Origin of the sequence: Micromonospora luteifusca (assembly GCF_016907275.1) — a bacterium.
In the GTDB taxonomy this organism is placed as follows: Bacteria; Actinomycetota; Actinomycetes; order Mycobacteriales; family Micromonosporaceae; genus Micromonospora; species Micromonospora luteifusca.
Genome location: NZ_JAFBBP010000001.1, coordinates 4823125 through 4841769, shown reverse-complemented (window position 1 = coordinate 4841769; position 18645 = coordinate 4823125). Strand labels below are relative to the sequence as shown.

At 72.2% G+C, this 18645-nt stretch carries 16 protein-coding genes; 7 read left to right on the top strand and 9 right to left on the bottom strand.

Annotated features, from left to right (window positions below; all coding sequences use genetic code 11):
* Positions 1 to 52 precede the first annotated feature (52 nt).
* The 4 genes from JOD64_RS22110 to JOD64_RS22095 all read left to right on the top strand — a co-directional run bounded on the left by JOD64_RS22110 (position 53) and on the right by JOD64_RS22095 (position 6020).
* Positions 53 to 1375, top strand: a complete 1323-nt coding sequence (locus JOD64_RS22110) for a ribonuclease D (RefSeq protein WP_204943955.1) — start codon at positions 53 to 55, stop codon at positions 1373 to 1375.
* 313 nt (positions 1376 to 1688) lie between these two features.
* Entirely contained in the window at positions 1689 to 2885 is a 1197-nt protein-coding gene (locus tag JOD64_RS22105; RefSeq protein WP_204943954.1) for a thiolase family protein, read from the top strand.
* A 20-nt stretch (positions 2886 to 2905) separates the two neighbouring features.
* Positions 2906 to 5002, top strand: coding sequence for a 3-hydroxyacyl-CoA dehydrogenase NAD-binding domain-containing protein (locus JOD64_RS22100; protein WP_204946184.1), 2097 nt, complete (start codon positions 2906 to 2908; stop codon positions 5000 to 5002).
* A gap of 169 nt (positions 5003 to 5171) precedes the next feature.
* Positions 5172 to 6020: a hypothetical protein gene (locus tag JOD64_RS22095; protein ID WP_204943953.1), complete on the top strand. Its 849-nt coding sequence runs from the start codon at positions 5172 to 5174 to the stop codon at positions 6018 to 6020.
* A 75-nt stretch (positions 6021 to 6095) separates the two neighbouring features.
* On the opposite strand, the gene JOD64_RS22090 is transcribed toward JOD64_RS22095, so the two are convergent.
* Complete coding sequence (locus JOD64_RS22090) at positions 6096 to 6599, bottom strand: levansucrase (protein WP_204943952.1); 504 nt, start codon at positions 6597 to 6599, stop codon at positions 6096 to 6098.
* 156 nt (positions 6600 to 6755) lie between these two features.
* On the opposite strand from JOD64_RS22090, the gene JOD64_RS22085 reads away from it, so the two are divergent.
* Positions 6756 to 6998, top strand: a complete 243-nt coding sequence (locus JOD64_RS22085) for an SRPBCC family protein (protein WP_204943951.1) — start codon at positions 6756 to 6758, stop codon at positions 6996 to 6998.
* A gap of 27 nt (positions 6999 to 7025) precedes the next feature.
* On the opposite strand, the gene JOD64_RS22080 is transcribed toward JOD64_RS22085, so the two are convergent.
* The 4 genes from JOD64_RS22080 to JOD64_RS22065 all read right to left on the bottom strand — a co-directional run bounded on the left by JOD64_RS22080 (position 7026) and on the right by JOD64_RS22065 (position 9850).
* Positions 7026 to 7445 (bottom strand): VOC family protein, encoded by a 420-nt coding sequence (locus JOD64_RS22080; RefSeq protein ID WP_204943950.1) that lies wholly within the window; start codon positions 7443 to 7445, stop codon positions 7026 to 7028.
* The gene (locus JOD64_RS22075) at positions 7442 to 7849 is read right to left on the bottom strand and encodes a VOC family protein (RefSeq protein ID WP_307813550.1); all 408 of its coding nucleotides are present in this window, start codon (positions 7847 to 7849) and stop codon (positions 7442 to 7444) included. The genes JOD64_RS22080 and JOD64_RS22075 overlap by 4 nt, the downstream gene beginning before the upstream one ends.
* A gap of 160 nt (positions 7850 to 8009) precedes the next feature.
* A complete protein-coding gene (locus tag JOD64_RS22070) occupies positions 8010 to 9185 on the bottom strand; it encodes a sensor histidine kinase (protein WP_204943948.1) in 1176 nt (391 codons plus the stop codon).
* Positions 9182 to 9850: a response regulator transcription factor gene (locus JOD64_RS22065; RefSeq protein WP_204943947.1), complete on the bottom strand. Its 669-nt coding sequence runs from the start codon at positions 9848 to 9850 to the stop codon at positions 9182 to 9184. Before JOD64_RS22065 ends, JOD64_RS22070 begins: the two co-directional genes overlap by 4 nt.
* Before the next feature lie 143 nt (positions 9851 to 9993).
* On the opposite strand from JOD64_RS22065, the gene JOD64_RS22060 reads away from it, so the two are divergent.
* Entirely contained in the window at positions 9994 to 11145 is a 1152-nt protein-coding gene (locus JOD64_RS22060) for a C39 family peptidase (RefSeq protein ID WP_204943946.1), read from the top strand.
* Here the strand turns inward: JOD64_RS22060 and JOD64_RS22055 are convergent, their stop codons facing one another.
* On the bottom strand, positions 11146 to 12432 hold the full coding sequence (locus tag JOD64_RS22055; RefSeq protein ID WP_204943945.1) for an outer membrane protein assembly factor BamB family protein: 1287 nt from the start codon (positions 12430 to 12432) through the stop codon (positions 11146 to 11148).
* Entirely contained in the window at positions 12429 to 12611 is a 183-nt protein-coding gene (locus JOD64_RS22050) for a hypothetical protein (RefSeq protein WP_204943944.1), read from the bottom strand. The genes JOD64_RS22055 and JOD64_RS22050 overlap by 4 nt, the downstream gene beginning before the upstream one ends.
* A gap of 130 nt (positions 12612 to 12741) precedes the next feature.
* Between JOD64_RS22050 and JOD64_RS22045 the strand changes: the two genes are divergently transcribed.
* Positions 12742 to 14601, top strand: coding sequence for a DUF6311 domain-containing protein (locus JOD64_RS22045; RefSeq protein WP_372434177.1), 1860 nt, complete (start codon positions 12742 to 12744; stop codon positions 14599 to 14601).
* Here the strand turns inward: JOD64_RS22045 and JOD64_RS22040 are convergent, their stop codons facing one another.
* Together JOD64_RS22040 and JOD64_RS22035 are read right to left on the bottom strand one after the other, a co-directional pair.
* Positions 14602 to 16494 (bottom strand): DUF6311 domain-containing protein, encoded by a 1893-nt coding sequence (locus JOD64_RS22040; RefSeq protein ID WP_204943943.1) that lies wholly within the window; start codon positions 16492 to 16494, stop codon positions 14602 to 14604.
* Entirely contained in the window at positions 16494 to 18503 is a 2010-nt protein-coding gene (locus JOD64_RS22035) for a DUF6311 domain-containing protein (RefSeq protein ID WP_239561527.1), read from the bottom strand. The genes JOD64_RS22040 and JOD64_RS22035 overlap by 1 nt, the downstream gene beginning before the upstream one ends.
* Positions 18504 to 18645 lie beyond the last annotated feature (142 nt).

Below are 18645 nucleotides of genomic sequence, written 5' to 3'. Positions count from 1 at the left end.
CACGCCGGACCGGCTGCACCCACCGGATCACCGCGCGCACTAGGGTTGGCAGGTGACCGACGAACCACCCCTGCGCCGTCGGCCCGCCGAAGAACCCCCGGGAAACGCACCCCAACACCCGCCGTCGGCCCAGCCGCAGCCGGCGGGCGAGAGGGTCGACCCGGCCGACGGTGGGCCCGTTCCGCTGATCGCCCCGCGTGACGGCACCCCCGATCCGGTGGCCGCTCCGGCCGAGTTCGCCGAGGTCGTGGCCCGCTTCGCGGCCGGCACCGGCCCCGTCGCCCTGGACGCCGAGCGGGCCTCCGGCTACCGCTACAGCCAGCGCGCGTACCTGGTGCAGCTGCGCCGAGCCGGTGCGGGCACAGCGCTGATCGACCCGCTGCCACTGCCTGACCTCAGCGCGCTGGACGCGGTGATCGGCGAGGCCGAGTGGGTGCTCCACGCGGCCAGCCAGGATCTGCCCTGCCTGGCCGAGGTGGGGCTACGTCCGCGCCGGTTGTTCGACACGGAACTGGCAGCTCGACTGGCCGGGTTCGAGCGGGTCGGGCTGGCCGCGCTGACCGAGCAGTTGCTCGGGTTCACCCTGGAGAAGCACCACTCGGCGGCCGACTGGTCGAGCCGACCGCTGCCCGAGTCGTGGCTGACGTACGCCGCCCTCGATGTGGAGCTGCTCACCGACCTGCGTGACGCACTCGACGCCGAGCTGACCCGGCAGGGCAAGTCGGCCTGGGCCGCGGAGGAGTTCGCCGCGTTGGTGCGCACCGGGGCACGTCCGCCACGGGTCCGTGCGGAGCCCTGGCGGCGTACCTCCGGCATTCACCGGCTGCGGGGTGCGCGGGCCCAGGCCCGCGTCCGCTCGATGTGGTACGCGCGGGACCAGATCGCTTCCCGGCGGGATGCCGCGCCCGGTCGGGTGTTGCCCGACTCGGCGATCATCGCCGCCGCCGAGTTGGACCCGAAGGACGAGAAGACCCTGTTGACCCTGCCCGGCTTCGGCGGTCGGTCGGTCCGTCGGTTGGCCCGCACCTGGCTGGCCGCTCTCGACGACGCCCGGCAACTGCCGGAGGACTCGCTGCCGGTCTCCCCGACCGTGGAGGGCCCGCCCCCGCCGCACCGCTGGGCGGAACGGGACCCGGTGGCGGCCGGTCGACTGGCTCGCAGCCGGGAGGTGGTCATCCGCATCGCCGGTGAGCACAACCTGCCACCGGAGAACCTGATCACCCCGGATTCGGTTCGCCGGCTGGCCTGGACCCCGCCGGAGGAGCTGTCCGAGGAGACGGTCGCGGAGACCCTGCGCGGCCTCAACGCGCGTGAGTGGCAGATCGCGCTGCTCACCCCAGACCTGACCGAAGCCCTGAACCCTCCCACCCCCTGACCGACGACCCCATCCCGACCCCCGCACTCCCCGACTCCCGCACTCCCCGCCCCCCGCACGCCCCCGTCGATCATGAAGTTATTGCCACCCGCAGCGGCGTGTCGTGACCACAACCTCATGATCGACATAAGTCGGATGCGGGGTCGGGAGGGGGTTCGGGGGCACTGTGGGGTGGGCCACAGTTGGGGGCGGGGACGGGGCTGGTTACTGGCGAGTAGCATCCGGGGCAACGTGCCCGTGTCGGCGACCCTCATTCGGCCCGAGTGAGGCCTGGCGGCACGAAGGCCGAATTGTGGTCGAGAAGGAGGCTCAAGTGCCCCGTGAAGTTCGGGATGTCGTCTTTGTCGACGGTGTCCGTACCCCGTTCGGCAAGGCGGGTGGCATGTACGCCAACACCCGCGCCGACGACCTGGTGATCCGCTGCATCCGTGAACTGCTGCGGCGCAACCCGCAGCTGCCGCCGGAGCGGGTCGAGGAGGTCGCCATCGCGGCCACCACCCAGATCGGCGACCAGGGCCTCACCATCGGCCGTACCGCTGCCCTGCTGGCCGGTCTGCCCAAGACCGTTCCCGGCTTCGCCATCGACCGCATGTGCGCCGGCGCGATGACCGCGGTGACCACCGTGGCCAGCGGCATCGCCATGGGCGCGTACGACATCGCCATCGCTGGCGGCGTCGAGCACATGGGACACCACCCGATGGGTGAGGGCGTCGACCCCAACCCGCGCATCATCGCGGAGAAGCTGGTCGACCCGTCCGCGCTGGTCATGGGTGCCACCGCGGAGAACCTGCACGACCTGGTCCCGCACATCACCAAGGCGCGCACCGACGCGTTCGCGCTCGCCTCGCAGCAGAAGACCGCGAAGGCGTACGCCAACGGCAAGCTCCAGGACGACCTGGTGCCGATGTCCATCCGTGACGCGGAGGGCGGCTGGGGCCTGGCGACGGTCGACGAGGCCCCGCGGGACACCTCGCTGGAGAAGCTCGCCACCCTGAAGACGCCGTTCCGCCCCCACGGCAAGGTCACCGCGGGCAATGCGGCTGGCCTGAACGACGGTGCCACCGCGAGCCTGCTCGCCGACGAGGCCACCGCCCGCGAGCTGGGCCTGCCGGTCGCCATGCGGCTGGTGTCGTTCGGGTTCGTCGGCGTGGAGCCGGAGGTGATGGGCGTCGGCCCGATCCCGTCGACGGAGAAGGCGCTGCGCCTGGCCGGGCTCAGCATCGACGACATCGGCCTGTTCGAGCTGAACGAGGCGTTCGCCGTGCAGGTGCTCGCCTTCCTCGACCACTTCGGCATCGCCGACGACGACGCGCGGGTCAACCCGTGGGGCGGCGCGATCGCCATCGGGCACCCGCTGGCCTCCTCCGGCGTACGGCTGATGACGCAGCTGGCCCGGCAGTTCGCCGAGCACCCCGAGGTCCGTTACGGCCTCACGGCGATGTGCATCGGCATCGGCATGGGCGGCACGGTCATCTGGGAGAACCCGCACTGGACGGAGGGCGACAAGTGAGCGCGAGGAGTGAGCCGGGCCTGGGAGCCCCGCAGTCGCGAACCGAAGGTGGCAGCGTGAAGGCACCGAACGAGGTCGTCACCCGGGCGCTGCTGCGCCAGGTGAACGTACCGGGGTTGGACCGACCCGCCGCCCTGATCACGTTGGACAACGGGCTCGACCACACCAAGCCGAACACCTTCGGCCCCGGCGGGCTGGCCAGCCTGGACGAGGCGATCACCGCCGCACTCGCCGCCGACCCGGCGTTCATCGCGGTCACCGGCAAGCCGTACATCTTCTGTGTGGGCGCGGACATCGTCGGCCTGCCGCAGCTCGCCGATCGCGCGCAGGCGCTGGAGATCGGCCGGCTCGGCCACCGGGTCTTCGCCCGGCTCAAGGACAGCACGGTCCCCACCTTCGCGTTCGTCAACGGCGCGGCGATGGGCGGCGGCCTGGAGTTGGCGCTGCACTGCCACTACCGGACGCTCTCCGGTGGCGCGGCGGCCCTCGCGCTGCCCGAGGTCTCCCTCGGCCTGGTGCCCGGCTGGGGCGGCACCCAGTTGCTGCCGAACCTGATCGGCATCCCCGCCGCCACCCAGGTGATCATCCAGAACCCGCTGATGCAGAACAAGATGCTCAAGCCGAAGCAGGCCGCCGAGCTGGGCATCGCGGACGTGCTGCTGGAGCCGGCCGACTTCCTGGAGCGGTCCCTGGAGTGGGCCGCCGGCGTGGTGCGTGGTCAGGCCACCGTGACCCGGCCGGAGGTCGACAAGGACATGTGGGCGGGCGTGCTCTACTTCGCTCGGGAGACGCTGAACCAGCGGCTGCACGGCGCGGTCCCGGCCGCGTACAAGGCCCTGGACCTGCTGGAGACGGCGAAGGACGGCGACTTCGCCGCCGGCACCGCCGCGGAGGACGAGGCCCTCGCGGACCTGATCTTCTCCGAGGAGCTGCGCAGCGGCCTGTACGCCTTCGACCTGGTGCAGCGGCGGGCCAAGCGCCCGGCCGGCGCACCGGACAAGGGTCTGGCCCGCACGATCACCAAGGTCGGCATCGTCGGCGCCGGCCTGATGGCCAGCCAGTTGGCGCTGCTGTTCGCCCGCCGCCTCCAGGTGCCGGTCGTGATGAGCGACCTGGACCAGTCCAGGGTGGACAAGGGTGTCGGCTACGTGCACACCCAGATCGAGAAGGCCGTCATCAAGGGCCGGATGGACAAGGGCACCGCCGCCAAGCTGTACGGGCTGGTGTCGGGCACGGTCGACAAGAGCGCCTTCGCGGACGCCGACTTCGTCATCGAGGCGGTCTTCGAGGACCTGGGCGTCAAGAAGCAGGTCTGGGCCGAGCTGGAGAAGATCGTCTCTCCGGAGGCGGTGCTCGCCACCAACACCAGTTCGCTGTCGATCACCGAGATGGCCGCTGAGCTGGAGCACCCGGAGCGGGTGGTCGGCTTCCACTTCTTCAACCCGGTGGCGGTGCTGCCGCTGCTGGAGATCGTCCGGGGCGAACGGACCGACGACGCCACCCTGGCCACCGCGTTCGCGGTCGGCAAGCAGCTCAAGAAGTCCTCGGTGCTGGTCAAGGACGCCCCGGCGTTCGTGGTGAACCGGCTGCTCACCCGCTTCCTGGGCACCGTCTTCGCCGCCGTCGACCAGGGCACCCCGTTGGACGTGGCGAACAGCGCACTGGACCCGTTGGGCCTGCCGATGCGGCCACTGGCCCTGCTCCAACTGGTCGGCCCGGCCGTCGCGTACCACGTGGGCGGCACCCTGCACGCGGCGTACCCGGACCGGTTCGGCGTCAGCGAGAACCTCAAGCGGATCGCCGACTCCGGCCGGCCGATCGTGGTCGACGACCAGATCGACGAGGAGGTCGCCAAGCTGCTCGTCGTCGGTGATCAGCCGCTGACCGCCGAGCAGGTACGCCAGAACGCACTCGACGCGCTCGCGCAGGAGATCCGGCTGATGCTGGACGAGGGTGTGGTCGCCGAGGCGCAGGACATCGACCTGTGCATGATCCTCGGTGCCGGTTGGCCGTTCCATCTGGGCGGCGTCACCCCGTACCTGGACCGGACCGGCACCTCCGAGCGGGTCACCGGTCAGCGGTTCCTGCCGCGCGGGGCGGCGAGCCTGCCCGCCTGAGGGCTTCGCAGCACCACCGTCGCGGTGGTCGGATCGTCCCTCGTGGACGGCCGGCCACCGCGACCGTTTGTGATCATCCGACGGTCGTAGAGGGCTTCAGCAGGGACAACACCGGTAGCCGCCCTGGGTTATGATCACGCGTTTTGCACCCCCAACCTGGAGCTAACTGATGTCTCAGCCGCCGGCCGATCCCTACGGCCCGCCGCACGATTCCCCCACCCCGCCGCAGCAGCCCGGCCAGCCGGGTCAGCCGCAGCAGCCCAGTGGTTGGCCGCAGCAGCCGCAGCCGCCGCAGCAGCCCGGTGGTTGGCCGCAGCAGCCGCAGCAGCCGCAGCCCGGTGGTTGGCCGCAACCGCAGCAGCAGGGCTTCCCTCCCGCGCAGCCGGGTCAGCCGTACGGTGACCCGTACCTGCCCGGCGGCCCGCCGCCGGCGAAGAAGTCGAACGTCGGCAAGATCGTGCTGATCGTGCTGGCGGTGGTGTTGGTGCTCTGCCTCGGCGGGGTGGCGATCACCTGGTTCGCTGTCAAGGACGACGTGGGCGACGTCGTCGACGCCACCAAGACCCGGGTGGTCGCGCCGGCGACCCTCGCCGGCCGGCCGAAGCTCACTGATCCGCAGCTGCAGTCGGCCGCCGACGATCTGGTCACCCAGATGAAGTCGGAGGTGCAGAACGAGACCAGCACGATCGGTGCCTTCTACGGTGACCCGATCAAGAGGGATCTGGTCATGGTTGCCGCCGTGTCCGGCCTGATGACGGACCCGAAGAAAGAACTGGAAGACGCCGTGAACGGGCTCTCCACCGAGCTGAGCGTGACCAACATGGCGGTGGCCGAGGCCGGCCCGCTCGGCGGTGACGCGCGCTGCGGCGACGGCAAGGCCGCCGGAGACGTACCACTGGGTGTCTGCGTCTGGGTCGACCGGGGCAGCCTGGGCATGGTGGTGATCTACTTCAAGACCGCCGAGCAGGTGGAGGCCGAGTTCGCCACGATCCGGGGCCAGGTCGAGCAGCGCTCCTGAGCCGTACGCGACCGGGGCCCCGACCACCTCAGGGTGGCCGAGGCCCCGTGCCGTACTCCACCGGACCGCTCAGGCTCAGACCACCGGGAAGTACGCGTTCAGCTTGCTCCGGAGGTGGGCCGCGTAGATGAAGCCGAGCACCGGGTTGCCGCGGTATGCGCTGGCCGTCCCGCTGCCGACCTCCACCGCCACCGGCCGGGCCACCGCGGCGAACTTCACCTGCTGACCCCCCTGCGCCCACGCCGAGGCCGCCGGCTCGACCTGGGTGCCGACCAGGGCGGGGAACACCGCCACGCCGTTCTGAAAGCCACGCAGCTGCCCCTTGCGGGCCAACACGTAGTCCATCGCCGTGGCGGTGAACCTCTGCAGGGCGTCCGCCGTGACGAGCGTCGCCGGTGCGGCAACCGTGAACAGGTGCAGCTTGGTCGCCATCCACCGCATCCGGAAATCGCCCCGGTGCCCGATCAGCACCGGTACGCCGCCCCAGTCCTCGGTCCGCACCTCGCAGCCGTCGGCCCGAAGCCGCTCACCGGTCGCGGTGAGGTACGCCCGCACCGGCTCCGTCGCCGTCGTGTCCATCTGCCCACGCCTTTCGCTGGCTCGCTGTGGCCGCTCATCTAACACCACCGCCGCCCGCCCCGCCGCCCCCGGTCGATCATGGGCAAATACTTTGCCCTTGCGCCCGGAGCGCACGGATCGCCTCGAACGCCTCGTCACCGATCAGGAGAATCAGCAATGGATCCCGATCACCCGGACGGCACGGACTACCGGGTCATCGTCCGCCACGGTGATCCCGCCGCTCGTGACCTGCACGAGAAGATCGGCTTCGCGGACGGCTGGGGTTCGGTCACCGCACAACTCGCCGGGGTCGCCGAAAGCCAGGGTGCGCCATCAGGGCCGCCCTCACCGCGCTCGCAACTCGCCGGTCGGATCCCCGCCCCGGCAGAGTGGTTCCGGGGCCCCGGCCACCTTCGATGACCGGGGCCGCGGGCCGTACGCCGGCGGTCAGGCCGGTTCGCCGACTCCCGCCGCGGCCCGCGCCGCCGCTGCCGCCGCCCGCTCAGCCTTGTTGCCGAGCACGCAGAACTCGTTGCCCTCCGGGTCGGCGAGCAGCACCCAGCCTCCGCCGGTCGGGCCGACGTGATCGGCGACGAGCGTCGCGCCGATGCCGAGCAACCGCTCGACCTCCTCGGCCCGGGTCCGGTCGGCGGGTTGCAGGTCGAGGTGCAGCCGGTTCTTCACCGCCTTGCCCTCGGGCACGGCGATGAACAGCACCTCCGGGCCGCCCGGCGGTAGGAGCATGGCCTCCGGGTCACCGGGGAAGTCGTCAGGTTGCCGGGGGCAGTCGAAGACCTGCGCCCAGAAGCCGGCCAGGGCGTACGTGTCGTGACAGTCGATGCTGATGTTGTGGATCGTCGAACTCACAGCTGTTCCTCCACAGTGGTGGTGGCGACACGTTCCCCGGCGCTGCGCAGCACGCAGAACTCGTTCCCCTCCGGGTCGGCGAGCACCGCCCAACCCGTGCCATCGGCGTTCCGACAGTCGGTGACCAGGGTGGCCCCGAGGCCGAGCACCCGTTGGACCTCCTCATCTCTGGTCCGGTCGACGGGTTCCAGGCAGATGTGGAGCCGGTTCTTGGTCACCTTGTCCTCCGGCACCTCTTGGAAGAACAGGTTCGGGGTGGCGGCGTCCGGCGGCAGCAGGGCTGCCTCCGGCTCACCGGAGGCGTTCTCGCCGTGCGGGGCGTAGCCGAGCACGGCTTCCCAGAAGCCAGCCAGGGCGTACGTGTCGTGGCAGTCAAAACTGATGTTGCGGATCCGTGGATACACGGGTGTTCCCTCCGAACGGGATGGGACGCTCCGCTTCCGGGAGTCAGCCGACGCAGACCCGGGGTGCGGAGTCATGGTTGGTGGACATCGACGCACCCCCCTTCGCTTCTTGGGCTGACGCAGTGATCTTGCCAGCGGCCGAGCGCTGCGCGCAACCCCGTCAGCCGTGGCTGGGCACCGACCCGTTGACCGCCGGAGCGTCCGCCGACGGCAGGGTGACCGTCACCTCCAGGCCACCGCCGGGCTGCGCGATGACCCGTACCGTGCCGCCGTGCGCCGTGCAGACCGCCCGGACGATGGACAGCCCCAGGCCGGAGCCGCGGGCGCCGGTGCGTTCCCGGCCGCCGCGCCGGAACGGCTCGAACAGCCCCGGCACGTCGGCCTGGTCCACCTCGAACCCGGTGTTGCCCACCACCAGCCAGGACCGGTCGCCGTCGGTGCCGGTACGCACCCAGAGCCGGCCGTGCAGGTGGTTGTAGCGGACCGCGTTCTCGATTAGGTTGCCGGCCAACCGGTCGAGCAGCCCCGGGTCACCGACGACGGGCGCGGACTCCAACGACGTCTGCACCCGCAGGCCGATCCGCTCCACCTCGCGGCGCATCGCCGACAGCGCGTTCGCGGTGCCGGCCGCAAGGTCACACTCGGTACGCCGGCCCAGCTGCCGCCCAGCCTGCGCCTCGCTGCGGGCCAACACCAGCAGCGCGTCCACCAGGCCGTTGGCACGTTCGGACGCGTCCCGGACCACTGTCGCCATCCGTCGATACTCGGCGGCGTCCGCGTCGTCATCGCTGAGCGTCACATCGATCTCGGTGCGCATGACGGCGAGCGGGGTACGCAGCTCGTGCGAGGCGTTCGCCACGAAGCGCTTCTGCGCCTCGAACGCCGACGCGATCCGGTCCAGCATGGCGTCGAACGTCTTGGCCAACTCGGCCACCTCGTCGTCGGCGCCGGAGTAGCCGATCCGCTGGTCCAGGGTCGCCTCGCCGAGCCGTTGCGCGGTCGCGGTGACCTGGTGCAGTGGGCGCAGCGCCCGACCGGCCACCGCGTACGCGCCGGCCACCCCGACCACACTGATCGCCAGCAGCGCGACCAGTCCCTTGGCCAACAACTCCCCGGACGCGGCGTCGACCAGTTGCCGCTGCCACTCGCCGGCGTCCATCCGTCGGCCGTCGGAGAGCAGCACGACCGTGCCGGGCAGCAGCTCGTCGGTGGGCCGCAGCGCGTCACGGACCAACAGCCAGGCCAGCAGCACGAGGATCGCCCCCGCGCCGACCAGCAGCACCCCGTTGAGCAGGGTCAGCCGCAGCCGCAGGGTGGGCCGCACCCTGCGGCTCACAGGCCCACCTCGGCCGTGCGGTAGCCCGCGCCCACCACCGTCTCGATCAGCGGCGGGTCGCCGAGCTTCCTGCGCAGCGTCATCACGGTGACCCGGACGATGGTGGTGAACGGGTCCGTGTTGGCGTCCCAGACCCGTTCCAGCAGCTCCTCACTGGAAACCACCGCGCCGCGCGCCTTGAGCAGTTCGCTGAGCACCCCGAACTCCTTGTTGGTCAGGTCGACCGGCACCCCCGCGCGGGTCGCCACCCGGCGGGCCGGGTCGAGCACCAGGTCGGCCAGTTCGAGCACCGGCGGCGCGGCCGGGGTGGCCCGCCGGCCCAGCGCCTGCACCCGGGCGACCAACTCGTCGAAGGCAAACGGTTTGGGCAGGTAGTCGTCCGCGCCGAGCTGCAACCCCTCCACCCGGTCGGCCACCGTGCCGCTCGCCGTGAGCATCAGCACCCGGGTCAACGCGCCGGAGGCGGCCAGATCGGCGCAGATCTGATCACCGTGCACGCCCGGCAGGTCGCGGTCCAGCACCACCACGTCGTAGCGGGTGACGAACGCCGCCTCGTGGCCGGCGTCGCCGTCGTACGCCACGTCGACCGCCATCCCCCGCTTGCGCAACCCGCGCGCGATCGCGTCGGCGAGGTTGCGCTCGTCCTCCACCACCAGTACCCGCATCCCCGGCCTCCTCGCTGCTGACCACCGACAACCTAGTGCCGGCTGGCAACCATCGTCCCTCGCCGCCCGCGCCGGGCGGCGTTGCGGACCACCGCGGCGTACGCGATGCTGTGCGGCGGCACCGAGCGACGGACGGACCGATCATGACCATCGCGGCACCACCCACCCGGCGCGACATCGCCTACCGGGGCTTCCACCTGCCGGCGGACACGACGGCCGGCAGCGGCGACGGTCTGCTCGCGACCGATCGGGGCCTGACCCTCGACGGCGCCGTCGAGCGTGGGACCTGGACGGCACCGCCGGTGCCTGTCGGTTTCCCGGTCGCCGAGGTCGTGCCGTCCTGGACCGCCGACACCCCGGACGACTGCTGGATCGAGGTCGAGCTGCGCGGCTGGCACGACGACGCCGCCAGCACCGACTGGTATCTGCTGGCCCGCTGGGCTGCGGGCGACCACGCGGTTCGACGCACCTCGGTGCCGGGGCAACGCGACGGCGACGCCCGGGTCGACACCGACACCCTGATCGTGACCGGCGCGACGGTCACCGGTTGGCAGGCGCGGGTGACCTTGTGCCGGCCGGCCGGCAGCCCGACCGGCCCGGTGCTGCGCGGCATCGGCGCGGTCGCCACCGGCGCCACTGCGACCGACCAGGGGTACGAGCAGGGACCCGACTCGGTCGACGCCCGTGGGCGGGTGCTGGACGTGCCCCGGTACTCGCAACGGTTGCACGCCGGCCAGTACCCGCAGTGGGGTGGCGGCGGCGACTCCTGGTGCAGCCCCACCTGCACGTCCATGGTGCTCGCCTACTGGGGTGCCGAGCCGGCACCGGAGCGTTACGCCTGGGTGGAGCCGTCCGGCCCACGTCCGGTGGTGGTGCACGCCGCCCGGCACTGCTACGACCACGCGTACGCCGGGGCCGGCAACTGGCCGTTCAACACCGCGTACGCCGGTCTGCACGGGGTGGACGCGTTCGTCACCCGGCTACGGTCACTGGGTGAGGCCGAGGCGTTCATCGCGGCCGGCATCCCCCTGATCGTCTCCGCCGCGTTCCGGGCCGACGAGGTGCCGGGGCTCGCCTACGACACCGGCGGCCACCTGATGGTGCTTGTCGGTTTCACCGTCGACGGCGACCCGGTGCTCAACGACCCGTACGCCCCGGACGACGACGCGGTCCGCCGGACCGTGCCCCGGCAGCGGTTCGAGGCGGTCTGGCAGCGCGGCAGCGGGGGCGTGACGTACGTGCTGCGACCCGCGTCGGTGCCGCTGCCCCCGCCGCCCGCCCAGGCCAACTGGTGATCAGTCGGGTATCTCGAACAGCCGGTACGAGCCGTCGATGCGCGGGCAGAGCAGGGCGCCGGCGGTCGCCTGGCAGATCCCGGCGGCGTCCGGCAGCACGTCCCGCAGGCGCGCCTCTCCGGTGCGGACGTCCAAGTCCGCGACGAGCAGCCCACCGTCCGGGTGTCGGCGCACACCGACCAGCGGGCCGCCGAGGGCGAAGTGGGCCAGCTCCCAACTGCCCAGTTCGGCAAGCTCGCGGCCGGTCATCGGATCGAGCACGGCGAGCTGCCGCACGGCGGTGGCCGAGCTGTCCAGCACGGTGGCCACCAGCCGCCCGTCGTACGGGAAGAGCCACGCCCAGCGGTCGCTGCGCCACCGCTCCTGGCCGGTCGCGGGATCGACGGCCCGCAGCCCGGCGGAGCGGGTCTGCCAACACAGGACGGGACCGCAGTCCTGTACGTAGTCGACCGGGCCGGTCGTGCTGCTCCAGCGCCGGTCCAACCGGTCCAGTCCGTACGCGGTGATCGTGGTCGGTGACTCGCTGATGAACACAAGGAGGTCGTTCACCACCTGCGCGAAACCGGGCGACCTGCCGCCGGGTGCGCCCAGGTTGCCGCGGGCCAGCACGGCGCCGGTGCTCGCGTCACGGACCTCGATCGACCCGTCCGGCTGGTTGAGGACCACCCGGTCCGCCCCGCCGCCGTTGTCCCGGAGGCTGATGTGGGCGGCGGCGTCGAGCAGTTGCCAGCGCACGGTGCCGCAGCAGGGATCGACGGCGCGCAGGCTGACCGGCTCCTCCTCGTCGCCGGACTGCAGCAGCAGGTTGCCGTCGGCCAACCGGATGGGGCTGCCCGGCTGCTGCCACTGGTACGCCCCGGTCTCCCGATCGAACGCCAGGGACAGGGCACCCTGACCGGTCGTGGTCCTCTCGTAGGCCGTGACCAGCAGTATCCCGGCCATCGACATGATCCCCCAGGACCGGCCTTCCGCCGGCACCGCGGTCTGCCAGGCCGGCCCGCCGCCGGGCAGCCGGTAGGCGTTCAAGCGCCGCTGTGTCGGCTGGGCGGGATTCGGGTCGAGGACCACGAACAGGTCGTCGGCGAGCAAGGTCTCGGCGGCGATCTGTGCCGGCATCGTCACCATGCTCCGCCGGGGCGGCCGTCCGGCGGAGGCGACGGTGACCAGCACGAGCAGCAGGACCAACGCGCAGCGCAGCGGCCGGCCGTTGGCGCGGGGTGGACGGGGCAGCGGGTCCGCGTCCTCCCCGTGCCGCAGCTCGCCGAGGTCGATCACCGGGCCCGTCACGGTCGCAACCGCCACAGCGCGGTCGTGCCGGTCAGCACCACCAGGGCGAGCAGCAGCACGGCGGCGTTGTGCAGCGGGCGGCCGGCGGCGCGCGGCCGGCGGACCGGCGGCGCGACTGTCGGCAGTTCCCTGACTTCACCCAACTCGATGATCGACAACGACCGCCCTTTCGTCACCACGTACGGCTCGCTGACAGGTCGACGTCCGGCAAACCGGCCGTGAGCGCACCGGCCCGGCAAAAGCGACGGACCCTCGCCTGTACGATGGCGCGTCGTGGCCGTGCCGGTGGTAGACCCTTCGCTGAATCCCGTGACCGACGCCGACCCGGCCGAGGTCGAGCCGACACGGCGGCCTCGACGCCGTCCGGCCCGAGCCGACCTGTTGGCCCTCGGAGCCTATGTGCTGCTGGGCATCTTCGTCTGCCTCAACTACTGGGGCGACGTGACCGGCCGGGTCTCCTCGCACCTGCCCACCGACCACAGTTGGTTCGAGTGGCTGTTCGCGCACGGCGCGTACTCGGTGCGGCACCTGGAGAACCCACTCTTCACGGCCCGGCAGAACGCCCCGGACGGGGTGAACATGATCGCCAACACCTCGCTGCTCGGGGTGACCCTGCCGCTCGCCCCGCTGACCATGTTGCTCGGCCCGCAGGTGATGTACGCGCTCTACCTGGGTGGGGCCCTCGCCGCCACCGCCGGCACCGGGTACTGGATGCTCTCCCGCCACCTGGTGCGCTCCCGGGCGGCGGCCTTCGTCGGCGGCGCGTTCCTCGGCTTCGCGCCGGGAGTCATCCACCATGCCAATGGGCAGCCCAACTTCGTGTCCAACTTCCTGCTGCCGCTGATCGTGGTGCGGGTGCTACGCCTCGGTGAGCCGGGCCGGTGGCGGCGCAACGGGCTGGTCCTCGGGGCCCTGGTGACGTACCAGATCTTCATCAACGAGGAGATGCTGCTGCTCACCGCGCTGGCCTGCCTGGTCGTCGTGCTGGCGTACGCCGTGCAGCGACCGCGGGCCACCCGGGCCGCCGCCGGCACGTTCCTGGCCGGGCTCGGCGTCGCCGGTGGACTGACCCTGGTGCTCGCGGCATACCCGATCTGGTACCAGTTCAACGGCCCGCAGTCCTACCGGGGGCTGCAGGGTGGCGTCTTCCACAACTGGGGCGAGGACCTGGTCGCCTTCGTCACCTTCGCTCGGGACACCTGGGCCGGCGACCCGGCCGTGGAGAAGACGATCGGGCTGACCGAGCAGAACACCTGGTTCGGCTGGCCGCTGGTGCTGCTCTCGCTGGTGGCTCTGGTGCTGCTCGTGCGCCGGTCGCTGGCCACGCGGATCGTCGCGGTGCTGATCGTGGTGTTCAGCGTCGCCGCGATCGGGCCGTGGGTGCGCTTCGACGGCATGGAGACCGGTGTGCGCGGCCCGTGGTCGTACGTGCCGGACGACCTGCCGCTGGTCGAGATGATGATGCCGACCCGACTGACGCTGGTGGTCGCCGCCGCGGTGGGCGTACTGCTCGCGTTGACCTGGGACGCCGCGCACCGCCAGGGGCGCCCGGTGGCCGACCGGCCGCGGGTGCCGGCCCAGCGCACCGCCGAGCCGGCGACGTCCGACGAGCTGGCCGCGCCCGCGCCGGTCGCGGTCCGCCGTCGGTGGCTGCGCCCGGTGGGGTACGCGGCGGTCGCCCTCGCCGTGCTGCCGCTCTTTCCGCGGCCGCTGCCCGCCCAGCAGATCGACCCGCCGCCGCACTTCATCACCGCGGGCGGCTGGCGGCCGTACGTGCCGGCGGGCCGGACCTTGGTACCGGTGCCGATCCCGAGCAACGTGCACGGCCTGCCGACACTGCGCTGGAGTGCGCTCACCGGGCAGGAGTTCCCCGTCCCGGGCGGCTACTTCATCGGCCCCAACGAGCTGGGCGAGGGCGTCTTCGGCGCACCGAACCGGCCCACCAGCACCCTCATCTACTCCACGATGGACAAGGGCGCGGTCCCGGTGCTCACCGACGAGAACCGCCGCCAGGCCATCGAGGACCTGCGGTTCTGGCGGGCCTCGGTGGTGGTGCTCGGGGCACACCCACGCGAGGCGGTGCTACGCGAACTGGTCACCGGCCTGCTCGGGTCGCCGCAACGGGTCGACGACGTCTGGGTCTGGGACGTCCGCGCACTTGTGGGTTGACTAACCCACCCGGTCCCGGACGTCCCACATCCACCCGCCGTCCACCGGTCGACCCGGGCCTAGCAGGTCGTCGACGGTCCGGCGCACCGCGTCACCGTGCTCCAGCCAGCCGAGCACCAACACCGCGGCGCGCCAGTGCCGCAGGTCCTCGACGGCCTGGTCGCGGTCGGCGTCGGCGAGCACCGGCACCGCGCCGGACTCGGCCACCCGGCGAAGCAGCACCGACGTGGGCCGGTCCGGGGCACCCCAGCGGGCCGCCGGGTCGTCCGGACCGCTGGGACCGATGAAGTAACCGCCGGGCGCGGGGAACGCCAGACCGGTGCGGGCGGACCACAGCATCACCGCACTGCGCCCGGCACCCGTGACCGGGGGCAGCGCGACCACCGTCCGGCCGGGCGGCACCAGGGGACGCCAGCCACCGTCGGCGAGGAACGCCGGTACCGGCGCGACCGGCACCACCCGGATCGGCGTCGGCACCAGGGGAAGCAACGCGGCGGCGACCGCGCCGGCCCACAGCAACCGCACCGGCAGGCCCGGCGCCGTGGCCGGCCCGCGCGCGGTACGCAGCCGGTCGAGCGACAGCGCCACCAGCACACCCAGCACCGGTACGCAGACCAGCGCGAACCGTGCCGGCACCGCGAGGTCGAGCAGCGGCAGCCCGGCGACCAGCCGGTACGGCCCGGGGATGCCGGTGGCTGTGCCGTCCACCCGCAGCTCGGTGCCGAGCGAGAGCAGGGCGAAGACCACTCCACAACCAGCCAGCGCCCGGACCAGTGGTCGTCGCCACTGCCAGATCACGATCACCACGGCGAGGACCAACAGTCCCGGGCCGAAGAACGAGTTCTCCTCGGTCGGGTTCGGCGAGAGCAACCCCGGCAGCCAGTCGTCACCGAGCACGGTCTGCCGGGCCGACGCGGTGAACGACGCGGCGTCCAACTGGAAGCCGCGCGTGGCGAACGCCATGCCCGAGTAGTGCTGCGGGCCGTAGAACTGGAACCACAGCGGGTACGCGAGCGGCACCGCCGCCACCCCGGCCGCCACCGCGAGCCGCCCGAAGAGGGCCGGAGCGAGCCGTCGGGCGGCCGCCCGGTCGGCGAGCGCGTAGCCCAGCGCGAACACTCCGGCCGCGAGCGCGAGGAAGACCAGCACCTCCTCGCCGATGAAGACCTGCCAGACGAGCAGCAGCCCGAGACCGACGCCCGGCCGCCACACGCCGTCAGATCGCCACAGGCCGTCGATCCGGCGCAGCCCGTCGGACCCGCGCAGCCCGTCGGACCCGCGCAGGCCGTCGGACCCGCGCAGCTCGTCGGACCGGCGTGCTGGATTCGAGGCGGGCCGGAACACCAGGGCGAGGATCGCGGGCACCAGGAACTGGGCGGCGATGTGCAGGTGGGCGCCCGCCTGGGCGATCATGCCCGGGGCGAAGCCGCAGATCAGCCCGCCGACCGCCGCCGCGGACCGGCTGCTGACCAGTCGGCGGCGCAGCAGTGCGTACCAGGCGGCAGCGGTGCCGGCGAGGCAGCAGACGACCGCCACGCAGAACGCCACCTGGGAGCCGAAGAGCAGGGTGAGCGGGGCCAGCGGGACACCCAGGCCGAGCACCGAGGTGTTCGCCATCAGGTTGACCCCGTCGGGCGCGTTCAGCGCAGCACCATAGAGCGGGTTCTCCCCCTCGGCCAGGGCGTGGGCCGCGTGGGCCAGCATCCACTCGAAGAGGATCTGGTCACCCGCCTGGTGGAACAGCCGCCACGGGTGACCCCACTGCGCGCTGGTCAGCACCGCGGCCAGCCCCAGATAGCCGACCACCACCAGCACGTCGGACAGCCAGGCCGGCCGGGCCGCGCGGGCCGCCGCCGGGGGCGAGGTGACCGGTGACGTCGTCCCGGTGGTCATCAGACCGAGCGGTCGGTCAGCGCCCGGACGTCCCAGACCCAGACATCCAGCTCCTGGCGGCCAGGGCCGACCAACTCCTCGACCGTGCGTCGCAGCGGCTCCGCGTTCTGCTGCCGCACCGGCAGCACCAGGATCGCCGCCCGCCAGTGCCGCAACTCGTCGGTGAATCGGCGGCGCTGCCGGTCGTCGAGCTTCGGCGTACGGCCGGTGGTCGCCACCTCCTCCAACATCTGGCCCACCCCGCTGGGTCGGCCGCCGAACCGACCGGCGTCACCGGTGTTGCCGTTTCGGGGTGCGAGGAAGTAACCGCCGGGGATCTTGAAGTCGAGGTTGGTGGCCGCCGCCCAGCGCATGCCGTGCGTGTTGCCCATGCTGGGCACCGGGATCGGCACCAGCGTCTGGTCCGGCCCGACGTACGCCCGCCAGCGGTCGGCGGTGATGAAGTCCGGCACCGGCGGCCTGCCGACCATCCGCAGCGGCATCGGGGCGATCGGCAGCAGCGCGAACGCCAGTCCTGCGGCGGTGAGCACCCGGACGGTGCGCCGGTCCGCCGGCCGCAACGCCCAGGCCCGTTCGACGGCGAGCGCGAGCAGCAGACCGATCACGACGCTGGTGATCAGACCGAACCGGGTCGGCACCACCGCGTCCAGCAGCGGCAGGTGGACCAACCACTGCCACGGCCCATTGACCAGCTCCCGGTCCCACCAGGAGACCCGCTCGCCGAGCGAGAGCACGGCGAAGAGCAGGCCCGTCGCCGCGAGCGCCCGGACGATCAACTCCCGGCGCAGCCAGACCACGATGCCGATGGCGAGCAGCGACAGGCTCCAGCCGAAGAAGGCGTTCTCCTCGGAGTAGTTCGGCGCCAGGTTGATGTTGGCTCGCTGGTTGCCGCCGAGGGTGGGCGAGCCGGGGGCGAAGAAGGCGGCGATGTCGTTGCCGTAGTCCTTCACCGCGTCGCTGAGCCCGTGATAGGCCATCGGCCCGGCGAACTGCACATACAGGGGGTACGCCAGCAGCGCCCCGGCCAGCAGCCCACAGGTCACCACACCGGCGCCCAGGGGCCGCCAGGCGGTCCGCCAGCGGGCCGGCTCCTGCACGAGCACCGCCAGCAGGAAGACGCCACACGCCAGCGCCGTGAAGAGCAGGATCTCCTCGTTGATGAACGCCTGCGCGGTGACCAGCAGGGCGAGCACTGCCCCGTCCCGGACCGGCCGGCGCGAACGGGTGAGCACCAGCACTCGCCAGACGATGAACGGCAGCAGGAACTGGCTGATGATGTTCGGGTGCCAACTGGCGTGCGAGAGCATCGCCGGCGAGAACCCGCAGAACCAACCGCCGACCGCGGCCGCGAGCGGGGTACGCACCAGATGGCGGGAGAGCATGAGGTACCAGGCCATGGCCGTGCCGGCGAGGCCGAGCGTCACCAGCAACACGAAGGAGACAGCAGGCCCGAACAGCAGCGTCACCGGGACCATCGGGATGCCCAGCGCCAGCACGGCCGTGTTGGCCATCAGGTTGACGCCGTCGGGATAGTTGAACTGCTCGGTGTAGAACGGGTACTCACCGTGCAGCACCACGCGTACCGAGTGGGCGAGGAAGAACTGCACCTGCGCCGGGTCACCGGTGTAGAGCGAAGCCACCCGGCCGGACGGGTCCAGCCAGATCCGGCTGGTCACCCAGAGCGCGGCGAGCAGAAACAGCCCGCCGACCGCCAGGTGCTGCCGCCGCCGAGTCCACCGACGCCACCACGCCCGCGTCGGTACGGCCGGCGTACCGTCAGCAGGCTCGACCGGCGCCTCGGTGGGAGCCGGTGCGCCCTCAGCCGGCGCGACAGGCTCAGCCGGCGCCTCGGCGGGAGCCGGTGCCTCGGTGGGGGCCGCCGTGGCGGCATCGGCTGGGGCGGCGAGCGTGGCCTCGGTGGTGTCGGGGGCCGCTACCGGTGCGGTGGAGGTGCCGGTCAGTGCGGCGGGGCCGGCGAGGAGGCCGACCGGGGTGCGATAGCTCACCATCTCGTCGGAGCCGGCTGCCGCCTCCGGGTGCGGCGCGGGCAGGGCGCGGGACTCGGCAGGCGTCACAGTCGGCGGAGTCTACCGGAGCAACGAAAACATGCTAAAACCCCGGTGATGTCCACTGTGGTCGCCTGACGGACGG

Bases quoted from the DNA above. Each gene is read 5' to 3' on its own strand.
- JOD64_RS22095 (WP_204943953.1), top strand. From the start codon at position 5,172: ATGTCTCAGCCGCCGGCCGATCCCTACGGCCCGCCGCACGATTCCCCC.
- JOD64_RS22090 (WP_204943952.1), bottom strand. From the start codon at position 6,599: ATGGACACGACGGCGACGGAGCCGGTGCGGGCGTACCTCACCGCGACC.
- JOD64_RS22085 (WP_204943951.1), top strand. From the start codon at position 6,756: ATGGATCCCGATCACCCGGACGGCACGGACTACCGGGTCATCGTCCGC.
- JOD64_RS22065 (WP_204943947.1), bottom strand. From the start codon at position 9,850: ATGCGGGTACTGGTGGTGGAGGACGAGCGCAACCTCGCCGACGCGATC.
- JOD64_RS22060 (WP_204943946.1), top strand. From the start codon at position 9,994: ATGACCATCGCGGCACCACCCACCCGGCGCGACATCGCCTACCGGGGC.
- JOD64_RS22040 (WP_204943943.1), bottom strand. From the start codon at position 16,494: ATGACCACCGGGACGACGTCACCGGTCACCTCGCCCCCGGCGGCGGCC.
- JOD64_RS22035 (WP_239561527.1), bottom strand. From the start codon at position 18,503: ATGGTGAGCTATCGCACCCCGGTCGGCCTCCTCGCCGGCCCCGCCGCA.